This window comes from Candidatus Delongbacteria bacterium (assembly GCA_020634015.1).
Lineage (GTDB): Bacteria > CAIWAD01 > CAIWAD01 > CAIWAD01 > CAIWAD01 > JACKCN01.
On the sequence record JACKCN010000010.1, the window covers coordinates 24,299 to 46,140 of the forward strand.

Sequence of the window (21,842 nt, forward strand, 5' to 3'; positions counted from 1 at the left end):
GCGCACCCTGTCGCATCGTTCCGCGTGCCTGGCTTGAAAAGTTTACTCCCCCTCGACTTCACAGACGCGATCGCAGGATTTTCTGCTTGCGACGCCCGTGACAAGAAGCCCCGGTGTCGAGCCAAACCCGCCATGGCAGTGGATTCCGTCGAATCGGTCATGGGGCGTTCAGCGAGTGTTCGCACTGGTGCGGAAATTGCAAGTGGCCCGCTCCTGAATCCGGATCCCGGGGAAGCGCCCCCGCAACAGGTCGGCTTTCGCCCCTGCCTTCCATATTCTAAACTGTGCGCCCGTTGAGGCTCCCGGTCAGGCTCCTGCCCTGTGGCAGGTCCATATCCGGCCCGGATTCAAGCATGAACCAGCGTGAAGAGGACCCATGACGGTGCGAAAGTTGTCTGGAATTGTTCTGGGAATCTGTCTACTGATGGCCGGTTGCGCCGAGCGGCAGGACCAGGTGGACGCGGATCTGACCCTGATCGGTAGCTGGAACCAGGTCAACGATGACATTGCCGACATCTCCGTCGGTCGTGACCAGCTCTTCGTGGCCAGCAACGAGAACCGGGGCTTTCTGGTCTTCAACCGCTCCGAAGAAGGAGCGCCCCGTCCCGTGGCCACCTATCGCTCGGCGGACAGCCTTTATGCCCCCGGGGATGTCAGTTTCATCTCCAGTTTCCTGCTGGCCGACAGCCTGCTCTTCCTGAAGCTGCAGACCAACCTGCTGGCCTTCAACGTCTCCAATCCCTACGCCGGCAGTTACATCCGTCCCTTCTTCGCCTCCGGCGTGAACAACGAGGATGGCTTTCACGATGCGGCCGGCTATCAGTATCTGGTGTACTGCGACCGCAGCGACGGCATCCTGGTGCAGAAGTTCAGCGATCGGGACGACAGCAGCCATCCGGACCCGGCCGGCCGCTGGTTCTATTCAGGTGACAGCCCTCCGCCCGGTTATCGCTACTCCTGGAACGGCTTCAACAACGACGGCAACGACCTGGCCACCGACGGCAATCTGCTGTACCTGGCCAACGGACGGTATGGCCTGAGCATCATGCGCTTCAATGGCGATCCGGTGCTGGTGGATCTGGATATCCTGTCCACTCTGGCTCTGCCCGGAGATGCCCTGCGCCTCTCGGTGCAGGACGGGCTGGTGGTGGTGGCCCTGGGAGGCAACGGGTTTGCGGTGGTCGATGCCAGCGATCCCAGCCGTCCCTACCTGAAATCCGTGACCATTCCCGGAGGAACCACCCTGGATGTGAGTCTGGATGCCAATCATGCCGTCCTTGCCAATTCCAGCAAGGGTGTGCTGATCTACGATCTGCGGGATCCGGCAAGGCCCCGCCAGCGTTATCGATTCACGAGCAACTATGCCCGTCGCCTGCGGGTGACGCCCGAGCGGATCTATGTGGCCGATCGGGACGACGGCCTGCTGATCCTGGCCAATCCGCTGCACTGACCCGACCGCAAGACGCACCACGAAGAGGAGAAACGGATTTCCATGCGAACCACACTTCAACTGATCCTGCTGGCCGGAACAGTCACCTCCGCGCTGGCCACCGATCCCTACCTGCCCTGGGGGGACGATCTGAACGGCACCGCCGTGCGCCAGGGCTATCACATCGAATGGCAGCGCAGCGCCGAGATCGGCGCCAATGGCGAGATGATCATTTCCTGGTCGGACACGCGTTTCGGCATGCGTGATCTCTTCGCCCAGAAGGTGGACGCCTCCCAGCCCGGCGCACCCGCCGTCTGGAGCACCGATGATCCCGATCACGGCATCGTGGACGCCCTGATCGTGAACGATGACGTGATCCGTCAGGAAGACCCCGTACTCATCACCAATGGTGCGGGCGGCGCGTGGGTTTCCTGGATCGACTTCCGCAATGACGCCAGCGGCGACATCTACGTGAATCTGCTGGACGACGGCGGTTCCGGAACCGGCAGCCTGGTCTATGGCGATGGCGGCATCCTGCTGTGCGACGATTGCGCCAACGGAACCGAGAACATGAGCAAGTCGATGTGCATCGACGGTGCCGGCGGAGCGTATACGGTATGGGCCGACAACCGTGGCACCAACTGGGATCTTTATGTGAGCCGCGTGCTGGCCAACGGCACCGTGGACCCGAATTTCGGTACCGACGGAATGGTGATCGTGGACGCCGTGGGCGACCAGCAGGCCATGTCCATGGAACACGACGGCGCCGGCGGCGCCTTCATCGTCTGGCTGGACCAGCGTGAAGCCAGCGACGACAACATCTACATCGAGCACGTGCTGGCCAACGGCACTCTGGTCAACGGCGACGGCGGCCAGGCCGTGGTGGCCGTGCCCGGACGCCAGTATTCCCCCAAGGTCACCTGGGATGGTGGCACGGGCTGCTGGGTCGCCTGGGTGGACAAGCGCACCGACAACGCCGGCGACATCTACGTGCAGCACTACGACAGCCAGCTGACACCGACATTCGCGGCCAATGGCATCGCCATCGCGGCCGAACCGGGCAAGGACGAAGCCAATCCCCGCCTGGCCTTCGATGGTGTCGGCGCCACCCTGCTGATGTTCGAGTCCAACATCAACGACCCGGGCAATACCCAGGCCGACATCTACGTGCAGAAGATGAACACCACCGATCAGCACCTCTGGGGAGCCTATGGCGCCCCCGCCTGTCTGGCCTCGGGACAGCAGGAGCAGGCCCGACTGAGCAGCGACGAAGCCGGTGGCGCCTTCATTGTCTGGCAGGACCAGCGCACCGAAAGCTATTCCACCATCTATGCGCAGAAGATGAATGCCTCCGGCACCCGTCTCTGGGGCGACAACGGAACCGTGGTCGTGGATCACGCCGAACTTCAGCGCGATGCTCTGCAGCCCGCGCTGCGCAATGATCAGGATGGCGGACTGTTCGTGGCCTGGGGCGACATGAGCCGCGGCAGCCTGGGCGTGTTCACCCAGCACCTCAATGCCCAGGGACAGCCCACCTTCGCGCCCGAGGGTGACGACTCGGCATGGGGCATCAGCGGCAGCGTGGCCCAGGTCAAGAACGTGGCCACCCCAGAAGGCACGATGGTCTTCTGGGTCGATCCGCGCAACGCCGGTGGCCCCCACGTGTACATGCAGTTCCTCGACGAAGTCACCGGCAACCCGGTCCTGCCCGAGAACGGCGTGGCCGTGGACATGTCCCTTGAAGGCGGCCAGAACCGCTACGACGTGGTGTCCGACGGCTCCGGCGGTGCCTTCGTGGTCATCGAGGCCGGCAGCGACGGCGCCCAGCAGGGCTTTCTGACCCGCATCGACAGCGATGGGCAGATGCTCTGGAACTCGTCACAGCCGGTGACTCCCGCCTTCGACCCGGACCAGAGCGGCCTGTATTACCAGCAGTACATGAAGGTCCGTCGTTCGGGCGATCACGTGGTGGTGGCCTGGTCCGGCGTGGATACGACCTACAGCATGTTCTACGCTGAAGTATCCGCCCAGGCCTTCGATTTCAACGGCACCAGCCTCTGGGGTGCCCAGGGTGCCCGTGTGACCAGCACGCCTTTCATTCACGAAACGTTCAACGACATCGCGCCCGATGGCAACGGTGGTCTTTACCTGGTCTGGGAGAGTGGCGACTGGCAGGACACGGACGTGCTGATCCAGCATCTTGATGCCACGGGCAATGCCACCTGGGCCGATGGTGGCCTGGTCTTCGGTGGGGGTGTCGCGGGCAACCAGCGCAAGGCATCGATCGCGGCGCGCAACGGTGGCGGAGTGCTGGGCATCTGGGAAGATCTGACGGCCGACCCGTCCAACTCCGACCTGGTGGCCCGCGCCATGGATGCCAACGGCACCAGTCTCTGGGAGACTCCCGTGGACACACGTGCCGGCTCGCAGAAGACTGCCCGCATCGTGAATGACGGATACGACGGGGCCTACATCGCCTATTCGGATTTCAGCAACAACGACAACGACGACATCTACCAGCGCCATGTGCTGGCCGATGGATCCCTGCTCTGGGATGATGGCTCCGGAAGCCTGTACGTGGCCGACGGGTCCCAGGAAGATGTCACCGGCATCACGATTCCCGTCAACGGCTGGTCGGCTTTCCTGGTGGCCGTCGCTGCCGAGGAGACCGGCGATACCACGGGTTACAAGGACCTCTGGGTCCATCAGAGCAATGTGGACCGGGTGAGCGGCGTGATCCAGGGCACCGAGTATGAAGGCGAGATCCTCAACTTCTTCCACAACCAGCGCGAGCCCTTCCTGAGCCATGACCTCCAGGGCGGTGCCTACCTGTCGTGGGTTGACATGCGCGCCTCGGGCAAGGAGGACATCAAGGACGTCTATACCACCCGGGTCACCATCGATCCGCTGAGCGGCGTGGACAATCCCGAGCAGCCCGTGGCCTTCACCCTGCGCCCCAACTATCCCAATCCCTTCAATCCCAGCACGACCCTGGAGTACCAGCTCGTGCGGCCGGGGCAGGTGCGCATGGATGTCTTCAACCTGGCCGGTCAGCGCGTGCGCAGCCTCGTGAACGAAGAACAGGCCAGCGGCAGCTACCGGATTCATTTCGACGGACGCAACGATGCCGGCCTTGGTCTGGCCAGCGGCATCTACTTTGCCCGCCTGCAGGCCCACGGTCAGCAGCGGGAGCAGAAGATGGTCCTGCTGAAGTAACTCAGCATCTCAGTTCTGTCGACCCCCCCGGGCCTGCGCTCGGGGGGGTCTTTTCATTGCGATCGCACCCATTTTGTTCTGTTGCGGAAACAGAGTTATTTGGCGTACAGCAATTCGACAAAATGAATGCGCATAGTGGATTTATGTATTGCATGCCGAGTTCAATTGCTACAATCGACACCGGAACAGGAAATCAGCGCACGATGGTGACACTTTGATACTGCAACACGCGCACGCCAAGCTGAATCTGGGATTGAGGCTGATCGGACCGCGCGATGACGGATTCACCGACATCGAGTCCATTTTCCTCCCGGTTCAGCTTCATGACAGCCTCAGCATTGACCTTGCCGCCAGCGACCATTTCAGTTGCAGCGAACCGTCATTGGTCACCGCTGACAATCTTGTTCTGCGGGCCCTCGAGGGGTGGCGCGCCCGGACCGGCAAGCGGGACCCCCTTTCGGTGCACCTGGAGAAACGCATCCCGGCGGGTGCCGGCCTCGGTGGTGGCAGCAGTGATGCGGCCGCTTGCCTGCTGGCACTGGATCGCCTCTGGCCCGGGTTGCTTGATCCCGACGAACGATTTTCGCTGGCCCTCGAACTGGGCAGCGATGTGCCTTTTTTCTTGACCCCCCAGTGGGCGCATGTATCCGGCAGGGGAGAAATCCTGCGGCCGACCACACCTGTTTTCAGCGGACCAGTTGTCCTGGTCTGGCCGGAACGATTCATCTCGACGGGGCAGGCCTATGCCCAGTTGACCCGAGCCTTGACTAAGAGTGGTGGCTACGCTACTTTCAGCGGCTTGGGCCGATTCGTTCCCGACCGGGATGATCGATCCAGCTGGCCCGAAAACCAGTTCGAACAGGTGGTTTTCCAGCAGTTTCCGGAACTGGCCGAGCTGAAAAGCGGGCTGATTCGATCCGGAGCCTGTTACGCATCCCTTTCGGGAAGCGGGTCTGCCGTCTACGGATTCTTTGACACGGATGCTGTGGCCGCTGCCTGTGCAGCGGATCTGAGTGCTCGCTGGCCATATACGTTTCTGACCCGGATTCTCGGGTAGCGGAAACCGCATTCGCCAGGAGTGAGCAAATGGACATCACGGAAGTCAACATCACCCTTCGCGATGATGACAAGTTGCGGGCTTTCGTCAACATCACCTTTGACGATGTGTTCGTGATCCGGGGGCTGAAGATCATTCAGGGCACCCGGGGACTGTTCGTGTGCATGCCCAGCCGGCGAATGGATGACGGCAGTCACAAGGACATTGCCCACCCCATTTCCAACGAGTTCCGGCAGCTCATCGAAGACAGGGTTCTGCGGGAGTATCACCTGCACGAGAACGGAAACTCGCGGACGGCCGACATCATGGCCGATTCCGGATCCTGACCCACCACCGCATCCTTCCGAACCGAACCGAACGTTGCCGCAGGCCAGGCCGTCGCACATGCCTGCGGGACAACCCCATACATCCTCAGCCTGAACGGAACCATGGACGACTATCGCATCTTCGCCGGCGAATCGTCGCGTGAACTGGCTGCGCGCATCGCGCAGGAGCTGGACATGGAGGTGGGTGCCCTCGACCTGGGGCGCTACTCCGATGGGGAGCTGTACGCCAAGTTCGAAGAGAACATCCGCGGCAAGGACATCTTCGTGGTACTGTCCACGATTCCTCCCGCGGACAATCTCATGCAGCTGCTGCTGATCCTCGATGCCGCCAAGCGCGCGTCCGCCCGTCGGACCACCTGTGTGATCCCGTACTTCGGCTACGCGCGCCAGGACCGCAAGGACCAGCCCCGGGTCGCGATCGGGGCCAAGCTGGTGGCCGATCTGCTGACCGCGGCGGGTGCAAGCCGGATCCTGACCATGGATCTGCATGCGGCCCAGATCCAGGGGTTCTTCAACATCCCCTTCGATCACCTGTATGGCAGCGCGGTACTGCTGCAGTACCTCAAGGACCTGCAGATCGAGAACTGCACCGTGCTGGCACCGGATATCGGGTCGGTCAAGATGGCCCGGTCCTATGCCAAGCGTCTGGGTGCCGATCTGGCGATCATCGACAAGCGTCGCCCACGGCCCAACGCGGCCGAGGTGATGAACCTGATCGGTGAGGTGGCCAATCGCAACGTGGTCATCGTGGACGACATGATCGATACGGCGGGCACCGTCTCACAGAGCGCCACCGCCGCCAAGGAGCTGGGCGCGCGCAACGTGATCTGCGCCTGTACCCATGCGCTGTTCAGCGGCAGTTCCATCGAACGGCTGAGCGCGTCACCGATTCGGGAACTGGTGGTCACCGACACCATCCCCAATCGGGAAAGATACCTGCCGGATCGGCTGACCGTGCTGAGCGTGGCGCCGATCTTCGCGGAAGCAATCCGGATGATTCACGACGAGAGATCGATCTCGTCCTTGTTCAGTCAGTGACACACATTCTTCAAGCAGGAGAGCCTCCCATGGAGCGCATCATTCTCAAGGCCATTCGGCGTGACGGTCTGGGCAAGGGCCCGTCCCGGCGCGTACGCATGGACGAGAGCTTCCCGGCCGTGTACTACAGGGGTCAGGATGTTCCTCAGCACATCACCATCAACACCCGCGAGTTCAACAACTCCCAGAAGGCTCGCGCCCGGGTGGTCACCCTCGACATCGAGGGCGAGATCATCGAGAACTGCCTGATCCGCGACATCCAGCGTCATCCGGTGAGTTCCGCGGTGCTGCACGTCGATTTCCAGGGGCTGGTCCCCGGACGCAAGGTGCGCCTGCGCCTGCCGATCAGTTTCGTGGGCAATCCCGCGGGCTTGCGCCAGGGTGGCCAGATCCGCAAGCTGCTTCACTTCGCGCGCATCAGCTGCATGCCTGAAGCGGTTCCCAGTGCGGTCGAGGTCGACATCAGCAAGATGGAAGCCGGACAGACCATGCTTGTGCGAGATCTGCCGGTCAATCCCGGATACACCCTGATGATTCCCGAGCACCTTGCCGTGATCCAGATCACCAAACCGCGCGCCAAGGCCTGAGCGACAGCGAGGCCTTTGACCCATGCGGATCCTCTGTGGACTGGGGAATCCCGGGGAGCGCTACCGTAACACGTGGCACAACCTGGGATTCCTGCTGTTGGACCGTCTTGCTGGACGGTCCGGCAGCAGTTTCCGCAGCGGTCGCGGGGCCTGGCTTGAATGCCGCCTGAGTCTGCTGGGACAGGATGTGTTGCTGGTGAAACCCACCACCTTCATGAATCTGTCGGGACAGGCCGTGCGGGAAGTGACCCAGTACTACCGGTGCGACCTGGATTCCGTGCTGGTGATCTTCGATGACATGGATCTGGCGCTGGGGCAGATCCGCTTCCGCAGCGATGGCAGCGGAGGGCATCACAACGGGATGAATCACATCCTGCAGGTGATGGGAACCAAGGACATCGCCCGACTCCGGCTGGGGTTTCGCCCCCCGGTGGAGGTGTCAGCTTCCCAGTGGAAGAGCCTGGTGCTTTCGCCCATCCCGGCGGCTGCCGGGTCGACGGTAGATGAAATGCTGGATCGGGCCGCCGATGCGGTGAGCCTGTATCTGGGTGAAGGGTTGACGGCGGCGATGAACCGCTACAACCGGCCACCAGCGGACTCCTGAGACACACAACGGACACCACCCGAAAACCGAGGACAGCATGACGACTGTTTTTCTGGCGATGGGGGCGGGCCTGCTGGCACTGCTCTTTGCCTTCACCAAGACCGCATGGGTCAACCGTCAGGACGCGGGCAACGACCGCATGAAAGAAATCGCCCTGGCCATCCGCGAAGGTGCCATGGCGTTCCTGGGTCGCGAATACCGTGTGCTCGCGGTCTTCGTGATCGCCGTGGGCATTGGACTGTATCTGCTGAACATGGGCCAGGGGGCCCAGCTGACGGCCGTCAGTTTCATCGTGGGCGCTTTCTGCAGTGCTCTCTCAGGCTACTTCGGCATGCGTGTGGCCACCGCGGCCAACGTGCGTACCACCAATGCGGCTCGCACCGGGTTGGCCCAGGCGCTGCAGGTGGCGTTCTCCGGCGGAGCCGTGATGGGCATGAACGTGGTGGGACTGGGCATCCTTGGCCTGTCCTTCCTGTTCTACATCTATGGGGGACCCCAGGCCGAAGGTGAGGTGCTGGTCCACGTGCTGCGCATCCTCTCCGGCTTCGCGATGGGTGCCAGCTCGATCGCGCTGTTCGCGCGCGTGGGTGGCGGCATCTACACCAAGGCCGCCGACGTGGGTGCGGATCTGGTGGGCAAGGTGGAAGCGGGCATTCCCGAAGACGATCCCCGCAACCCGGCCGTGATCGCCGACAACGTGGGCGACAATGTGGGTGACGTGGCCGGTATGGGCGCTGACCTCTTCGAGTCCTACGTGGGTGCCATCGTCGGTACCATGGTTCTGGGTTCCGAAGCCATCACCATGGGAGCCGCTGGATCGCAGGACGTGATGACCCTGGTCCAGCTGCCTCTGCTGCTGGCCGCCGTGGGCATCGTGCTCTCGATCGCCGGTACCTTCTTCGTGCGCACCAAGGAAGGCGGCAATCCCCAGACCGCGCTCAACTTCGGCACCTTCGGCGCTGCGGGTCTGATGCTGGTGGCCACCTGGTTCATCGTGCAGAACAGCGTGACCTTCACCTTCAGCTCCGGCGGCATCGAGAACATCGGGGCCATGGGCATCTTCCTGGCCACCATCGCCGGCCTGGCCGCGGGCATCGCCATCGGCATGCTCACCGAGCTGTACACGGCCGAGAACAAGAGTTTCGCCCAGGGCATCGCCAAGGCCAGCCAGACCGGTTCTGCCACCAACATCATCGCGGGTCTGGGGCTGGGCATGATGTCCACGGCTCTGCCGATCATCGTGCTGGCCGGTGCCATCGTCCTGTCCTATCAGTTCGCCGGGCTCTACGGCATCGCCATCGCGGCGCTGGGCATGCTGGCCACCACGGGCATCCAGCTGGCCGTGGACGCCTACGGTCCCATCGCCGACAACGCCGGCGGCATCGCCGAAATGGCTCACCTGCCTGCAGACGTGCGCGAGCGTACCGACAAGCTGGATGCGGTGGGCAACACCACCGCCGCCATCGGCAAAGGTTTCGCCATCGGTTCGGCCGCGCTGACCGCTCTGGCCCTGTTCGCAGCCTTCAAGCAGACGGCGCACATCGACAGCATCGACATCCTGCAGCCCAAGGTCATGGCCGGACTGCTGATCGGCGGCATGCTGCCCTTCCTCTTCAGTTCCATGGCCATGAACGCCGTGGGCCGGGCGGCCAACGCGATGATCGAGGAAGTGCGTCGCCAGTTCCGCGAGATTCCCGGGCTGCTGGAAGGCACGGGCAAGGCCGACTACGCCACCTGCGTGGACATTTCCACCAAGGCCGCGATCAAGGAAATGGTGATGCCGGGCCTGCTGGCCGTGCTGACTCCGCTCTTCTTCGGTCTGGTGCTGCACGAGAAGGAAATGCTGGGCGGCGTGCTGGCGGGGGTCACCGTGACCGGCGTGCTGCTGGCCATGTTCATGTCCAACGCGGGCGGCGCCTGGGACAACGCCAAGAAGCACATCGAGGGCGGGCATTTCGGAGGCAAGGGCAGCGAGGCCCACAAGGCCGCCGTCACGGGTGACACGGTGGGCGATCCCTTCAAGGATACCGCCGGTCCCAGCCTCAACATCCTGATCAAGCTGATGTCGATCGTCAGCCTGGTGATCGCCCCCCTCCTGTAGTCTCCCGGGAGATTCGGGTGGGGCGTTGCGCGATCGGAACTGATTTTCTACACTGACAGGCTTCCGCCGGAGGGTCCGGACGGAACCAGCTCTTTCCCGCATTCTCCGAATCGGCCCCTGGCGGATTCATGACGGCGGGCACAGTCCACGAGGAGCACGCATGTTGAGCAATTACGAGATCACGTTCATCGTCGAACCCAACTACGACGAAGAACGGATCAACGGGGTGGTCGGCAAGTTCACCGAGTTCATCAAGAACAACGGTGGCGATGTCGGCCGCATCGACCGGATGGGGAAGAAGCGCCTGGCCTATTCCATTGGCAAGCGCCAGTACGGCTACTACGTCTACACGGAAGTGAAGATGCCCGGTGCCGCCGTCAGCCCTCTGAATCGCTGGTTCGCACTCTCCGAGGACATCTTCCGCCACCTGGTGGTGGTGATGACCGAACGGGACATCAAGTTCAAGCAGATCACTCAGGAGATCTACAAGAAGGAGATGGAGCAGCGCAACGCCAGCACGCGTCCCACGCGACCCGCGCGCCCCGGTGGCCCCGGCGGACGTCGTTCGGACGAAAACGCAAGCTCGGAGGAATAGGACATGGCAAGCTATTCGTACAAGAAGCGGATCTGCCGGTTCAAGGAATCCGGCGTCAAGTACATCGATTACATGGATGAGAAGCGTCTGATCCGCTTCCTGACCGAGGGCGGCAAGATCATTCCGCGCCGTGTCTCCGGAACCAGTTCCAAGTACCAGCGCATGCTGGCCCGGGCAATCAAGCGGGCCCGCCACCTGGCGCTGCTGCCCTACGTGGCGGACAACCCCAGCTAAGGAAGAGCGGTCCGATGAAAATCATCCTTCGCAGTGAAATCGAACACCTGGGCAAGGTGGGAGACATTGTCTCCGTGAAGCCCGGATACGCACGCAATTACCTCATGCCCCAGGGTCTGGCCTATCTGGCCGATCGTGGCAGCCTGAAGCGTTTCGAGGACGAGAAGCGCCAGCTGTTGAGTGCGGCCGAACGTGAAATGGCCAAGGCCGAAGCCCTCAAGGCGCGCCTCGAAGCCGGAAGCTATGTCGCCAAGGTCAAGGTGGGCAACGAAGGCCGTCTCTACGGCAGCGTGACCAACCACCAGATCGCCGACCTGGTTCACGAGGCGGGCTTCGATATCGAACGCCGGAACATCGTTCTGGAACGTCCGGTGAAGACTCTGGGTACGCACGATGTCCACGTGAAGCTCTACGGCAGCATGCATGCCGTGATCAAGCTGATCGTGATGGACATGGAAGCCGAAGTCAAGGCGGCCATCGAAGCGGAAATCGCCGCCATCGAAGCCGCCGAAGAAGCCGAGCGCGTTGCCCGTCAGGCTGCCCGCCAGGCTGCAGCGAATGGCGAAGACGAGGACGGCCAGGACGAGGACAACTAGTCCCGTTCCGGTTCTCCACCCGTCTTCTGGAAGAGTGGAGGGGACCATGATCGAGATCAGCACATCCGCAGTGGCCCAGGTGAAACGCCTGATGGCCGAAGAAGCTGGCGCGACCGGCTTGCGGGTGGGAGTCAAAGGCGGTGGTTGCAGCGGCATGTCCTACGTACTGGACTTTGTGGCGGCACCCTCCGACAACGACAAGATCTTCGAGAACGATGGCGTCAGGCTGTTCGTCGACCCCAAGTCCTACCTCTATCTGAACGGTACCACCCTGGACTGGTCCGGGGGACTGAATGGCAAGGGGTTCGTCTTCAACAATCCCAACGCCACGCGTACCTGCGGCTGCGGCGAGAGCTTCAGCGTCTGAGAGACCCGATCGAATCCTGACACATGCCGCCTTCGGGCGGCATGTGTTTTTGTACCCCTCCCACCATCGCCTGACTCTGACCAAGGGCGGCAGATTCTTCCAGCCGTGCCACCCCCCGGCCTTTCACCCTCCTGAATCGCTCCAGTTTCCCACGGACCTGCCGATGGATTGGCGGACCCGTGTCTCAACGGGGTCCACCAAGGAGGTCCCGATGCAGATCACACCCCCGACACCGGCTCCACCGGAACGCTGGAAACGCTTCAAGGAGCGCCAGAAGCGGCGGAATCAGGAACAGCATTCCTTCAGGCAGCAGGACCAGGGCGACAAACCGCACAAGGCACCGCAGGGCACCCGGGAGCGGGGTGGGGAACTGGATACCGTCGCCTGAAGGGGAATTCTTTGCATCGTCCGATGGGGCAGGTAGGTCCGAATTGCCTGCCCTTCACACAGGAAGGGGCGCTGCGCACAGCTTTCTGTCTGGTCAACGCCAGAATAAACAGCATGTTCCAAGTATGCCTGGACTGACAGGATCCTGAATCCGCAGTTGTCACGGTACTTGCATTCCAGTGACGTCGGCCCGCGTTGACAGCGGTCCGGAAAGACCGAGGAGAATCCATGTCCACCTCATCCACATCAGCCATCAGCGGCGTCGCAACCGGCATCGACTGGCGCGCCACCGTGGACTCCCTGATGCAGATCGAGGGCCAGCGCGTCACGATGCTGCAGAACAGCCAGGAGCAGAGTCGCCAGCAGATGGCGGCCTGGCGCGGGCTGAATGACAAGTTCACCAGCTTCCAGTCCCTGCTGGACGGCTACAAGGACACGGAAGACTTCCTCAGCAAGGCGGTCAGCTCGTCCAATTCGGATATCCTCACCGCCACCGCGACCACGGGAGCGGTCACGGGCAACTATTCCATTGAAGTGGACCAGCTGGCCACCAGCTCGCGCATGATCCATGGCGGCTTCGCCGACATCAACAGCACGGCCGTGAACACCTCCGGAGGCGCGCAGAACTTCGTGTACACCTACGGAACCGGTGGGGACATGCAGACCATCACCCTGAGTGTGCCCGATGGAACCACTCTTGCCTCGCTGAAGGACCTGATCAACCGGGACAGCAACAACCCTGGAGTCAAGGCGACTCTGATCAACGATGGCTCGGGCAGTGCCACGGCTTATCACCTGGTCATGAGCAGCACCAACACGGGCACGGGGTCCGTGCTCGCCATGGACGATGCCGCGACGACACTCGGTGATGGCTCACAATGGGACACCGCGGCCTACAGTGATGTGACCAGTGGAGTGAATGCCCGGATCCGGGTCAACGGCTTCCCGTCCGGCAGCTGGATCGAAAGCCAGAGCAATACCGTGAGCGATGTGATCGACGGTGTGACATTCACCCTCAAGACCACCACGACCACCGAACCCGTGACACTGACGGTCAATGAGGACACGGCCACGGTGAAGGGCAAGATCGTGGGCTTCGTGAATGCCTACAACTCGATCCAGGATCAGATCACCCAGCTGAGCAGTTACGACGCCGCCACCGAAACCCGTGGTCTGCTCTTCGGAGACGCCTCACTGCAGCAGATGAAGCGCAGTCTGCAGGCACTGACCAATCGCAGCATCACGGGCGACTCGAGCAATACCTTCACCAACATGAGCCAGCTGGGGCTGACCAGTGGCACCTCCGGACGGCTGTCGATCAACAACGACAAGCTGGATGCGGCCCTCGACGAGCATTTCGACGATGTGGGCCGGTTGTTCTCCTTCACCAGCACATCCACGAGCAATGCGGTCTCATTCTTCACGCGCGAGGAACGGACGGAAACCGGTGATGTGGCGATCAGTGTGGTCTACAATGCCAGTGGGCAGCCCACATCGGCGACGTTCAACGGAGTCGCTGCCACTCTGGAAGGTCAGTTCATCGTGGGGGCCGAGGATGGACCCTTCTCCGGTCTGCGACTGCTGTTCAACGATCCCGGAGATGGGGGCGGCACCATCAATTCCACCCTCAGCATGTCGCCGGGCATCTCCGCCAGCTTCACTCGCGTGCTGGACACCATCACCAATGAAGACTACGGCAATCTCCAGTACCAGACCGACCGGCTGGAAACGACGATCGAACGATACGACGACACCATTCGGGACCAGCAGCGCCGATTGACCCAGATCCGGGCCAAGTACGAACGACAGTACCTGGCCATGGAAGAGGCCATCAGCCGCTACCAGTCCCAGGGAAACTATCTGAGCAGTCAGCTTTCATCTCTCTGACACCGCCTTCCGGCGCAGTGCCGGAAGCCTGCCTGAAAGGACATCCGATGGCAACGGACACCCGAGCCCGCCAGTACAATCACACCAGCGTTCATACGGCTGACCGTGGCAAGCTGCTGCTGATGGTGTACGATGTGGCGATCGGCTCCCTGCTGGACGCGCAGAAATCCATGAATGACAAGGATTTCCAGCAGAAAGGCCAGCACATGGATCGCGCCCTGCGCGCCATTGCCGAGCTGCGCAAGTCGCTGGACATGGAGAAGGGGCAGGAAATCGCCCGCAGCCTCGAGCGCCTCTATGAATTCATGATGCATCGGATGACCGAGGCCAACTTCAACAATCAGGCCGATCATCTGGATGTGGTGGTCAACATTCTGCAGGACCTGCGGGAAACCTGGGGCCAGGTGGTGCAGCAGCATGCCAGCGAGTCCCCTGAGCAGACCGCGGTGGCCGCGCCCCGTGCCGGGTTCCTGGCATGATCGCGCCCTCGTCGCAGCTGGGTGCCAGCATGCAGCTCAGGGCCTACCGCCCCGATCTGGCCGCTCGCCCCGCTTCACCGGGCAATGCCCCGGATCCAACGTCCAGAACGGCGCCCCAGGAGACCGACGAGCGGACTCCCGAGCCAGCGGCGGACAGCCGCAAAGGGTTGCGACTGGATGTTTACGGTTGATTCGCTTGCACCGTTGAACTGGCATTGCCCTTGCAATGAACCGGTCATCATCAGGAGGTTCTCAGATGCAGATCCAGGACGGCGCCTCGAACACGATCCAGCAACGGATCCAGCGGGCCCAGATCGAAACCCGCTATCAGAACAGCAAACAGCTTGATTCCATTGGAAATAGCCATCAGGGAGAGCAGGTGGAAATCAGCAGCACCGCCCGGGACCTGGGGCGTCTGATGGGCAGCCTGCGGGAAGAAGCCGCGCGGCTCCCCGATGTGCGCCCGGAAAAGATTGCCGAAGCTCAGGCAAGGATCTCCAGTGACTGGTATTCCCGTCCCGAGGTTCTGGATGCTCTGGGCGACAGTCTCAGCTCCAGCCCGATGGCACGGGTCGCCGCGCGCGAGGTCGGCCAGCAGGCACCCGCGGACCCCACCGGCTACCGCCCCGAACTGATGCAGGAAGTGAGCGACAAGCTGCGATCCGGCTTCTATTCGGATTCGGAGGTGATGGGCTTCGTCGCGGATCGCCTCAGCGATATCTACGGAATCCAGTAGGCGGGGGCAAAGCCTCAAGTCACTGTTGAAGCCATTTCACAACGATCCGCGCCCTGGATTCATTCCTTGGCGCGGATTGCTGTTTCGTGGAAATTTCTTGCTCTTCTGATGTTTGATTGTTAATTCTTCGGGCCAGACAATTTCGTCAGCAATGAACCGGCGTGCCGGTACGATAAATCTGCCTGGGTCCGCGTGCGGACCAAATCCGATAGTCGAATCACCACCCCGCCTGGCGGGATTCCGTGGTGAGGGAAAGGAGGGGCGACCACCGCGCGGTGGTCGCCTTTTTTCATCTCCCGCGATTCGACCCGACAGGCAATGAGCCGTGCATGGTCGGCGGCACCGCCCACCTTGGATGGCTTGGCAGCATGCGCTATTTTCGGGCTCCTGTCACCACCCGAGCCGAGGTCCCCCGTGTTGGAAGTCGAGATCAACGAAGTCACGTTCAACCCCAGCAGCAAGAGCTACATGGTGATCCTGCGCCAGAAGGACGCGGATCGGTGGTTGCCGATCTACATCGGTCCCGGCGAGGCGCAGACCATCACCTTCAACATGCGGCACTCGCAGTATCCGCGACCGATGACCTTCGACCTGATCCAGACCCTGATCGAGAAGCTGGGTGGAGTGGTGAGCCGCGTGCTGATTTCCCAGCTCAAGGACGACACCTTCTTCGCCGAGATCGACCTGATCAAACCCGATGGGGAAGTGGTCACCCTGGATACCCGCCCCTCCGATGCGATCCCGCTGGCACTCAAGTTGCGTCTGCCGATCTACATGAACGACGACGTGATGCAGGCGGCCGGGCACGATGGCTATCCCCGGATGATCTCCCTTGAAGAGCGCATCAGTCATCTGGAACGGGAACTGGGCAAGGCGGTGGAAGCCGAGGACTACGAGCACGCCGCCGAATTGCGCGACCAGATCAAACAGTTTCGCACCCTTCAGGGTGGCGACAGATCCGACAAGGCCTGAGAGTTCCGATGCCGGACACCCGGGTTTCCCCCGATCAGCATCCATTGTATACCGACCCCGTCTTCAGCTGGAACGGGCAGGGGTACTGTGCGCAGAATGACGCCGCCCGACGCCTGGACACCTGGTTCCAGCAGGAAGGCCTCGACCGCGAAGCCATCCTCAGCAATCCCGAACTGCCGGCCCGCCGGGTGGAAATCGCGCCCGGCGAGGGGCTGCTGCTGCTCTGTGAAGCCCCGCTGCAGCAGCGCATGCTGGAACAGCAGGCAAGTTTCGGACGGCTGGCGGCGGGCTTCGTGCACAATCTGAACAACCCACTGAATGCGCTGGGCGGGCTGATCCAGTTGCTTCAGATGAAATCGGGCGAGAGCCGCGACCTGGAAAAGATGGAACGCCAGCTGGACAACCTGACCGCGCTGGTGCGCTGCTGCGGCGAACGCTACCGCAAGCTGCATTCGCGCACCGAGGGGCGCTCGCTGGCCTGGGAGCGGATCATCAACCAGGAACTTGAGTTCTACTGGGCCGATGGTGTGCTCAAGCATCAGGTCGATTCCCGGGTGGAAGTCCCGCCCGAAGCTCTGGCACCACTGGACTTCGGCGATGCCAGCTGGCTCTTCGACCGCCTGCTGGAAGCCATGATCGGCTGCATCGAGGGGCGCGGCAGCCACACGCTCACGATCCGACTCGAGCAGGGCTGGCCCCGGCTGGAGCTGGCGGGCGAGCAGGCCTGGGATCGCGACCGTGCCCTCAGCCGCTTCGTCGACGGAAGGCTTCAGGAAATGCTGCGCGAACACCGACGCGAACTGCGCTGCACCACCGGAGCCGACAGCATCACCTTGTATACACAGGAACTGGATTGATGGAACACAACGACCGCAACGACCAACTGTTCCAGGGGCTGGTCTTCCAGTATCAGCAAATGACCATGATGGCCCTGGGCAAGATCAGCCGTCCCGAGGGCGGCATCCAGAGCAACCTCGAAGAAGCATCGCTCTACATCGACCTGCTGGCCATGATCGAAGAGAAAACCCGGGGAAACCTGAGTGGCCCCCTGCATCGCTTCATCACCCAGACCCTGCAGGATCTGCGGCTGAACTTCGTGGACGAGACCCAGCGCGCGCGTGCCGCCGCCAACGGCTCTCCCGACGAGTCGGACGCGGAATCCGGTGACACACCCCAGGGCTGAAGGCCCTTGGGTCCCCAACGGGGCCGCGTCGCCCGCCCTGCGGATGGCGACGCGGCCCCGGCATGTTTTCAGCCGGCATTCCCTCCGAAGCCGGCCCAAGGAGGCACCATGAGCCAATTGATGAAATCCATCTCCGGAATCCGCGGGGTGGTGGGCGACGGACTTGATCCCGAGCAGTGCGCACGCTTCGCGGCCGCATTCGGCAACTACTGCGAAGGCGGAACCGTGGTGCTCGGGCGTGATACCCGGCCCACGGGGGAGATGGTGCGCCAGGCCGTGATTGCCGGCCTGATGGCCACCGGCTGCACGATCGTGGACGTGGGCGTGGTGCCCACTCCCACCGTGGCGATCATGGTCGAGGAACTGGGCGCCGACGGCGGCATCTGCATCACGGCCAGCCACAACCCGATCCAGTGGAACGCGCTCAAGTTCTTCCATCGTGACGGACTCTTTCTGGATCCGGCCCAGGCCGCACGCCATCTGGAACTGGCCGAGAAAGGCCCGAGCTACGCCGACTGGTCGCGCATGGGCAGCCTGAGCCTGCGCGAGGACGCGCTCGAGATCCATGTGAACCGGATTCTGGCGCTGGATCTGCTGGACGTGCCCGCCCTGCGCAAGCGCAACTTCCGGGTCGCCCTGGACTGCGTCAACGGCGCCGGCAGCGCCATGCTGCCACACTTGCTGCAGGAGCTGGGCTGCGATGTGGTCAAGATCGGCTGCGACGGCAGCGGGCGTTTCTTCCGCGAGGCGGAACCCACGCCCGAGAACATCACCGAACTGAGCCGCGTGGTGGCCGAAGGCGGCTTCGATCTGGGCTTTGCCGTGGACCCCGACGCCGACCGCCTGGCCCTCGTGGATGCCAAAGGCGTGCCCCTGGGCGAAGAGCAGACTCTGGCGCTCTGCGCCCGCTTCGTGCTGGCCCATCGCAAGGGCCCCGTGGCGGTCAATGTGTCCAGCAGCGCGATCATGGACGATGTCTGCGCCGAAGCCGGCGTGCCCCTGCATCGTACACGCGTGGGCGAGATCAATGTCAGCATTGAAATGCGCAAGAGCGGTGCCGTGATCGGCGGCGAGGGCAACGGCGGAGTGATTCTGCCCGACCTGCACCTGGGGCGTGATGCACCCGTGGGTCTGGCGCTGGTGCTGCAGTACATGCTCGAGAACGGCATCGGCCTGCGGGCCCTGCGCGAGGAACTGCCCACCTATCAGATGGTGAAGGAAAAGGTCGAACTGGGCACTCTGGACGGTGAGGCCGCGGTCAACGCCCTGCGCGAACGCTTCGCCGATCGCCCCATGGACGAGACCGATGGCCTCAAGTTCCTCCAGCCCGATGGCCGCAGCTGGGTTCAGGTCAGGCGCAGCAATACCGAACCCATCCTGCGCATCTTCGCCGAAGCTCCCACGCGGGAGGCGGCCAGTGCGCTGGTGAACGAGCTGCGCGCGGCGCTGCCGACCGGCGCGTGAAGATCGCCACCGTCACCGGCTCCGTGGTGAGCACGCTCAAGAACCCGGAGTTCGTGGGGTACAAGCTGTTGCTGGTGACCGACACGGATCTCGACGGCAGCCTGCTGGGCGACCCCTACATCGCCCTGGATACGGTGGACGCCGGACAGGGCGACAAGGTGCTGATCAACAAGGAAGGCGGCGGCGCCCGGCTGCTGCTCGACAATCCCCGGATCCCCGTGCAGGCGGTGATCGTGGGCGTGGTGGACGACTGGCACACGGAATAGCGTGGTCCGGACCCGCGCGGGTCCCATGGAACAGCGAGGAACTGCATGGCACAGGACGAACAGCTCGAGCGGATCATCCAGGAAATGCTGGGTGCCAAGGCCCCGTCCACGGTCGACCCGGCCGCCGGCACACCGGCCATGCCCGAGCGGGCCAGCTGGGCCCAGCCCGACCTGCCGGCGATGGCGGGCTCGGCCTGTGGCTATTCCCCGGATGGCGCGATCGCCTGCGGGGCCGACCGTGTCTCATGCACCATCGGCCTGATCGGCCAGGTGCGTTCAGAAATCTCGCGCCTGATCGACCACACTCTGCTCAAGGCCGATGCCTGTCGCACATCCGTGGAGCAGCTCTGCAAGGAAGCCCGCACCCACCGCTTCGCCAGCGTGTGCGTCAACCCCTGCTGGGTGCCGCTCTGCGCGCGCCTGCTCGAAGGCAGCGACGTGCGCACCTGCACCGTGATCGGCTTCCCGCTGGGGGCCTCCAGTCCGCGGGTCAAGGTGGCCGAAACCCGTCAGGCGGTGCGCGACGGTGCCACCGAGGTGGACATGGTGATCAACGTCGGCTGGATCAAGAGCGGCGACTGGACCGCCGTGGAGGACGACATCCGCGGTGTGGTGGAAACCGCCGGCCGCAAGGTGCTGACCAAGGTGATCCTTGAAACCTGTCTGCTCGACGAAGAACAGATCGTGCGTGCCTGCCTGGCCTGCCGCCGGGCCGGAGCCGACTTCGTGAAGACCTCCACCGGTTTCAGCAGTGCGGGTGCGCGGGCCGAACACGTGGCCCTGATGCGGCGCGTGGTGGGTGCCGGCATGGGGGTCAAGGCCTCCGGCGGAGTACGCACCTTCGAAGATGCCGTGCGCATGATCGAGTCGGGTGCCGATCGGCTGGGTGCCAGTGCCAGCGTGGCCATCGTGGGTGGACGCCCGTGAGCGCATATCAGGTCATCCAGCGCAAGCAAGGCGGACACGAGAACACGGCCGAAGAGATTCGCTTCATGGTCGCGGGCGCGCTCGACGGCAGCGTCGAACCGGCGCAGTTGAGCGCCTGGTTCATGGCGATCTACTTCAAGGGCATGACCCCTGAAGAAACCTGGACCCTGACCGAGGCCATGCTCAATTCCGGGCGAGTGCTGGACATGAGCTTCAGTGACCGGCCCGTGATCGACAAGCACAGCACGGGGGGCGTGGGCGACAAGGTGACCTTCGTGCTGGGCCCACTCTGGGCCGCCTGCGGGCTGACCGTGCCCACCATCACGGGCCGCGGCCTGGGACACACGGGCGGCACGGTGGACAAGCTGGAGTCGCTGCCCGGCATCGAACTGGGCCAACCCCAGGCCCAGATGGAAGAAATCCTGCGCCGCACGGGCCTCTGCATCCTGCGCCAGACCGAAGATCTGGTGCCCGCCGACCGCATCTTCTACGCCCTGCGCGACGTGACCGCCACGGTCGAGAGCGTGCCGCTGATCTGCGGGTCCATTCTCTCCAAGAAACTGGCCGAAGGACTCAACTGCCTCGTGCTGGATGTCAAGTGCGGCAGCGGGGCGATCTTCCAGAGCATGCCCAAAGCCCGCGAGCTGGCGGAAGCTCTGGTGGCCATCTGCCGTGCGGGGGGCAAGCCTGCCACCGCGCTGATCACGGCCATGGATGTGCCTCTCGGGCGCCAGGTGGGCAACTGGAACGAGCTGGTGGAGTGTGTCGAGTGCCTGCAGGGCCACGGTCCCGCCGACCTGATGGACGTGACCTACGCCCTGGGCGTGGCCGGCCTGATGACTCTGGGCCGCTGCCAGACCGCCGAAGAAGGGCTTCTGATGCTGCGCGAGGCCGTGGACAGCGGCCGAGCCTTTCAGGTTTTCGTGGATACGGTGGCCGCCCAGGGCGGTGAGACCGACTGGCTGCAGCACCTGCACCACGCGCCGCGCCCTCAATCGGGCATCACACTCACCGCCCCGCGTGCGGGCTGGATCACGGGCCTGGATGCGCGCCTGATTGGCCAGACCGCCGTGGCACTGGGAGCCGGACGCCAGCGCCGCGAGGACTCGGTGGATGCCTTGGCGGGCATCACGCTGCACCGCAAGCCGGGTGACCGGGTGCGTGCGGGCGAGGCGCTGGCGGATCTCTACGTCGGCCCGGCCAACGTCGACCTGGAAGAGCGGGCGAAGATCGCCCTGGCCGCCTGGACGATTGAAGATGACGCCCCCACGAGCGATCACGCCGAGCGATTGCTGGCCTGCATCGACGCCCCCTTCAGCCCCGAGCAGTGGCGCGAGCTGCGCGACCGGGTGGGCCTGGGCCTGCGTCCTCATCCGCTCTGGACCCAGTGA

Annotated in this window: 24 protein-coding genes; all 24 read left to right on the plus strand. The window is 63.3% G+C overall.

Going from position 1 to position 21,842, the window contains the following annotated elements; all coding sequences use genetic code 11:
* The first annotated feature begins 424 nt into the window (after positions 1 to 424).
* The 24 genes from H6678_14855 (at position 425) to H6678_14970 (ending at position 21,842) form a co-directional block, all read left to right on the plus strand.
* Entirely contained in the window at positions 425 to 1,450 is a 1,026-nt protein-coding gene (locus tag H6678_14855) for a hypothetical protein (protein ID MCB9475078.1), read from the plus strand.
* Positions 1,451 to 1,492: 42 nt separating this feature from the next.
* A complete protein-coding gene (locus tag H6678_14860; protein ID MCB9475079.1) occupies positions 1,493 to 4,645 on the plus strand; it encodes a T9SS type A sorting domain-containing protein in 3,153 nt (1,050 codons plus the stop codon).
* A 214-nt stretch (positions 4,646 to 4,859) separates the two neighbouring features.
* Positions 4,860 to 5,702, plus strand: a complete 843-nt coding sequence (gene ispE / locus H6678_14865; protein ID MCB9475080.1) for a 4-(cytidine 5'-diphospho)-2-C-methyl-D-erythritol kinase — start codon at positions 4,860 to 4,862, stop codon at positions 5,700 to 5,702.
* A gap of 29 nt (positions 5,703 to 5,731) precedes the next feature.
* Positions 5,732 to 6,028: a septation protein SpoVG family protein gene (locus tag H6678_14870; protein ID MCB9475081.1), complete on the plus strand. Its 297-nt coding sequence runs from the start codon at positions 5,732 to 5,734 to the stop codon at positions 6,026 to 6,028.
* A gap of 102 nt (positions 6,029 to 6,130) precedes the next feature.
* The gene (locus H6678_14875; GenBank protein ID MCB9475082.1) at positions 6,131 to 7,066 is read left to right on the plus strand and encodes a ribose-phosphate pyrophosphokinase; all 936 of its coding nucleotides are present in this window, start codon (positions 6,131 to 6,133) and stop codon (positions 7,064 to 7,066) included.
* A gap of 29 nt (positions 7,067 to 7,095) precedes the next feature.
* Entirely contained in the window at positions 7,096 to 7,653 is a 558-nt protein-coding gene (locus H6678_14880) for a 50S ribosomal protein L25 (protein ID MCB9475083.1), read from the plus strand.
* Positions 7,654 to 7,675: 22 nt separating this feature from the next.
* A complete protein-coding gene (locus tag H6678_14885; protein MCB9475084.1) occupies positions 7,676 to 8,257 on the plus strand; it encodes an aminoacyl-tRNA hydrolase in 582 nt (193 codons plus the stop codon).
* A 37-nt stretch (positions 8,258 to 8,294) separates the two neighbouring features.
* Positions 8,295 to 10,358: a sodium-translocating pyrophosphatase gene (locus tag H6678_14890; protein ID MCB9475085.1), complete on the plus strand. Its 2,064-nt coding sequence runs from the start codon at positions 8,295 to 8,297 to the stop codon at positions 10,356 to 10,358.
* A 160-nt stretch (positions 10,359 to 10,518) separates the two neighbouring features.
* On the plus strand, positions 10,519 to 10,953 hold the full coding sequence (gene rpsF / locus H6678_14895; GenBank protein MCB9475086.1) for a 30S ribosomal protein S6: 435 nt from the start codon (positions 10,519 to 10,521) through the stop codon (positions 10,951 to 10,953).
* Between the two features lie 3 nt (positions 10,954 to 10,956).
* Positions 10,957 to 11,187 carry a 30S ribosomal protein S18 gene (locus H6678_14900; protein ID MCB9475087.1) on the plus strand — a complete coding sequence of 77 codons (231 nt, stop codon included), beginning with the start codon at positions 10,957 to 10,959 and terminating at the stop codon, positions 11,185 to 11,187.
* Between the two features lie 14 nt (positions 11,188 to 11,201).
* The gene (locus tag H6678_14905) at positions 11,202 to 11,783 is read left to right on the plus strand and encodes a 50S ribosomal protein L9 (protein MCB9475088.1); all 582 of its coding nucleotides are present in this window, start codon (positions 11,202 to 11,204) and stop codon (positions 11,781 to 11,783) included.
* A 46-nt stretch (positions 11,784 to 11,829) separates the two neighbouring features.
* A complete protein-coding gene (locus H6678_14910; GenBank protein ID MCB9475089.1) occupies positions 11,830 to 12,150 on the plus strand; it encodes an iron-sulfur cluster assembly accessory protein in 321 nt (106 codons plus the stop codon).
* 211 nt (positions 12,151 to 12,361) lie between these two features.
* Positions 12,362 to 12,538 (plus strand): hypothetical protein, encoded by a 177-nt coding sequence (locus H6678_14915; GenBank protein ID MCB9475090.1) that lies wholly within the window; start codon positions 12,362 to 12,364, stop codon positions 12,536 to 12,538.
* A gap of 227 nt (positions 12,539 to 12,765) precedes the next feature.
* Positions 12,766 to 14,424: a flagellar filament capping protein FliD gene (gene fliD, locus H6678_14920; GenBank protein MCB9475091.1), complete on the plus strand. Its 1,659-nt coding sequence runs from the start codon at positions 12,766 to 12,768 to the stop codon at positions 14,422 to 14,424.
* A gap of 47 nt (positions 14,425 to 14,471) precedes the next feature.
* Positions 14,472 to 14,903: a flagellar export chaperone FliS gene (gene fliS, locus H6678_14925; GenBank protein MCB9475092.1), complete on the plus strand. Its 432-nt coding sequence runs from the start codon at positions 14,472 to 14,474 to the stop codon at positions 14,901 to 14,903.
* Entirely contained in the window at positions 14,900 to 15,094 is a 195-nt protein-coding gene (locus H6678_14930; GenBank protein MCB9475093.1) for a hypothetical protein, read from the plus strand. The genes fliS and H6678_14930 overlap by 4 nt, the downstream gene beginning before the upstream one ends.
* 65 nt (positions 15,095 to 15,159) lie before the next feature.
* A complete protein-coding gene (locus tag H6678_14935; protein ID MCB9475094.1) occupies positions 15,160 to 15,639 on the plus strand; it encodes a flagellar biosynthesis anti-sigma factor FlgM in 480 nt (159 codons plus the stop codon).
* 414 nt (positions 15,640 to 16,053) lie between these two features.
* Complete coding sequence (locus H6678_14940) at positions 16,054 to 16,611, plus strand: bifunctional nuclease family protein (GenBank protein MCB9475095.1); 558 nt, start codon at positions 16,054 to 16,056, stop codon at positions 16,609 to 16,611.
* 8 nt (positions 16,612 to 16,619) lie between these two features.
* Positions 16,620 to 17,468 (plus strand): HAMP domain-containing histidine kinase, encoded by an 849-nt coding sequence (locus H6678_14945; GenBank protein ID MCB9475096.1) that lies wholly within the window; start codon positions 16,620 to 16,622, stop codon positions 17,466 to 17,468.
* Positions 17,468 to 17,794, plus strand: coding sequence for a DUF1844 domain-containing protein (locus H6678_14950; GenBank protein MCB9475097.1), 327 nt, complete (start codon positions 17,468 to 17,470; stop codon positions 17,792 to 17,794). Before H6678_14945 ends, H6678_14950 begins: the two co-directional genes overlap by 1 nt.
* A 108-nt stretch (positions 17,795 to 17,902) precedes the next feature.
* Entirely contained in the window at positions 17,903 to 19,258 is a 1,356-nt protein-coding gene (gene glmM, locus H6678_14955; protein ID MCB9475098.1) for a phosphoglucosamine mutase, read from the plus strand.
* Positions 19,255 to 19,524, plus strand: coding sequence for a EutN/CcmL family microcompartment protein (locus H6678_14960; GenBank protein MCB9475099.1), 270 nt, complete (start codon positions 19,255 to 19,257; stop codon positions 19,522 to 19,524). Before glmM ends, H6678_14960 begins: the two co-directional genes overlap by 4 nt.
* A gap of 180 nt (positions 19,525 to 19,704) precedes the next feature.
* A complete protein-coding gene (deoC, locus tag H6678_14965; protein ID MCB9475100.1) occupies positions 19,705 to 20,451 on the plus strand; it encodes a deoxyribose-phosphate aldolase in 747 nt (248 codons plus the stop codon).
* Entirely contained in the window at positions 20,448 to 21,842 is a 1,395-nt protein-coding gene (locus tag H6678_14970; protein MCB9475101.1) for a thymidine phosphorylase, read from the plus strand. Before deoC ends, H6678_14970 begins: the two co-directional genes overlap by 4 nt.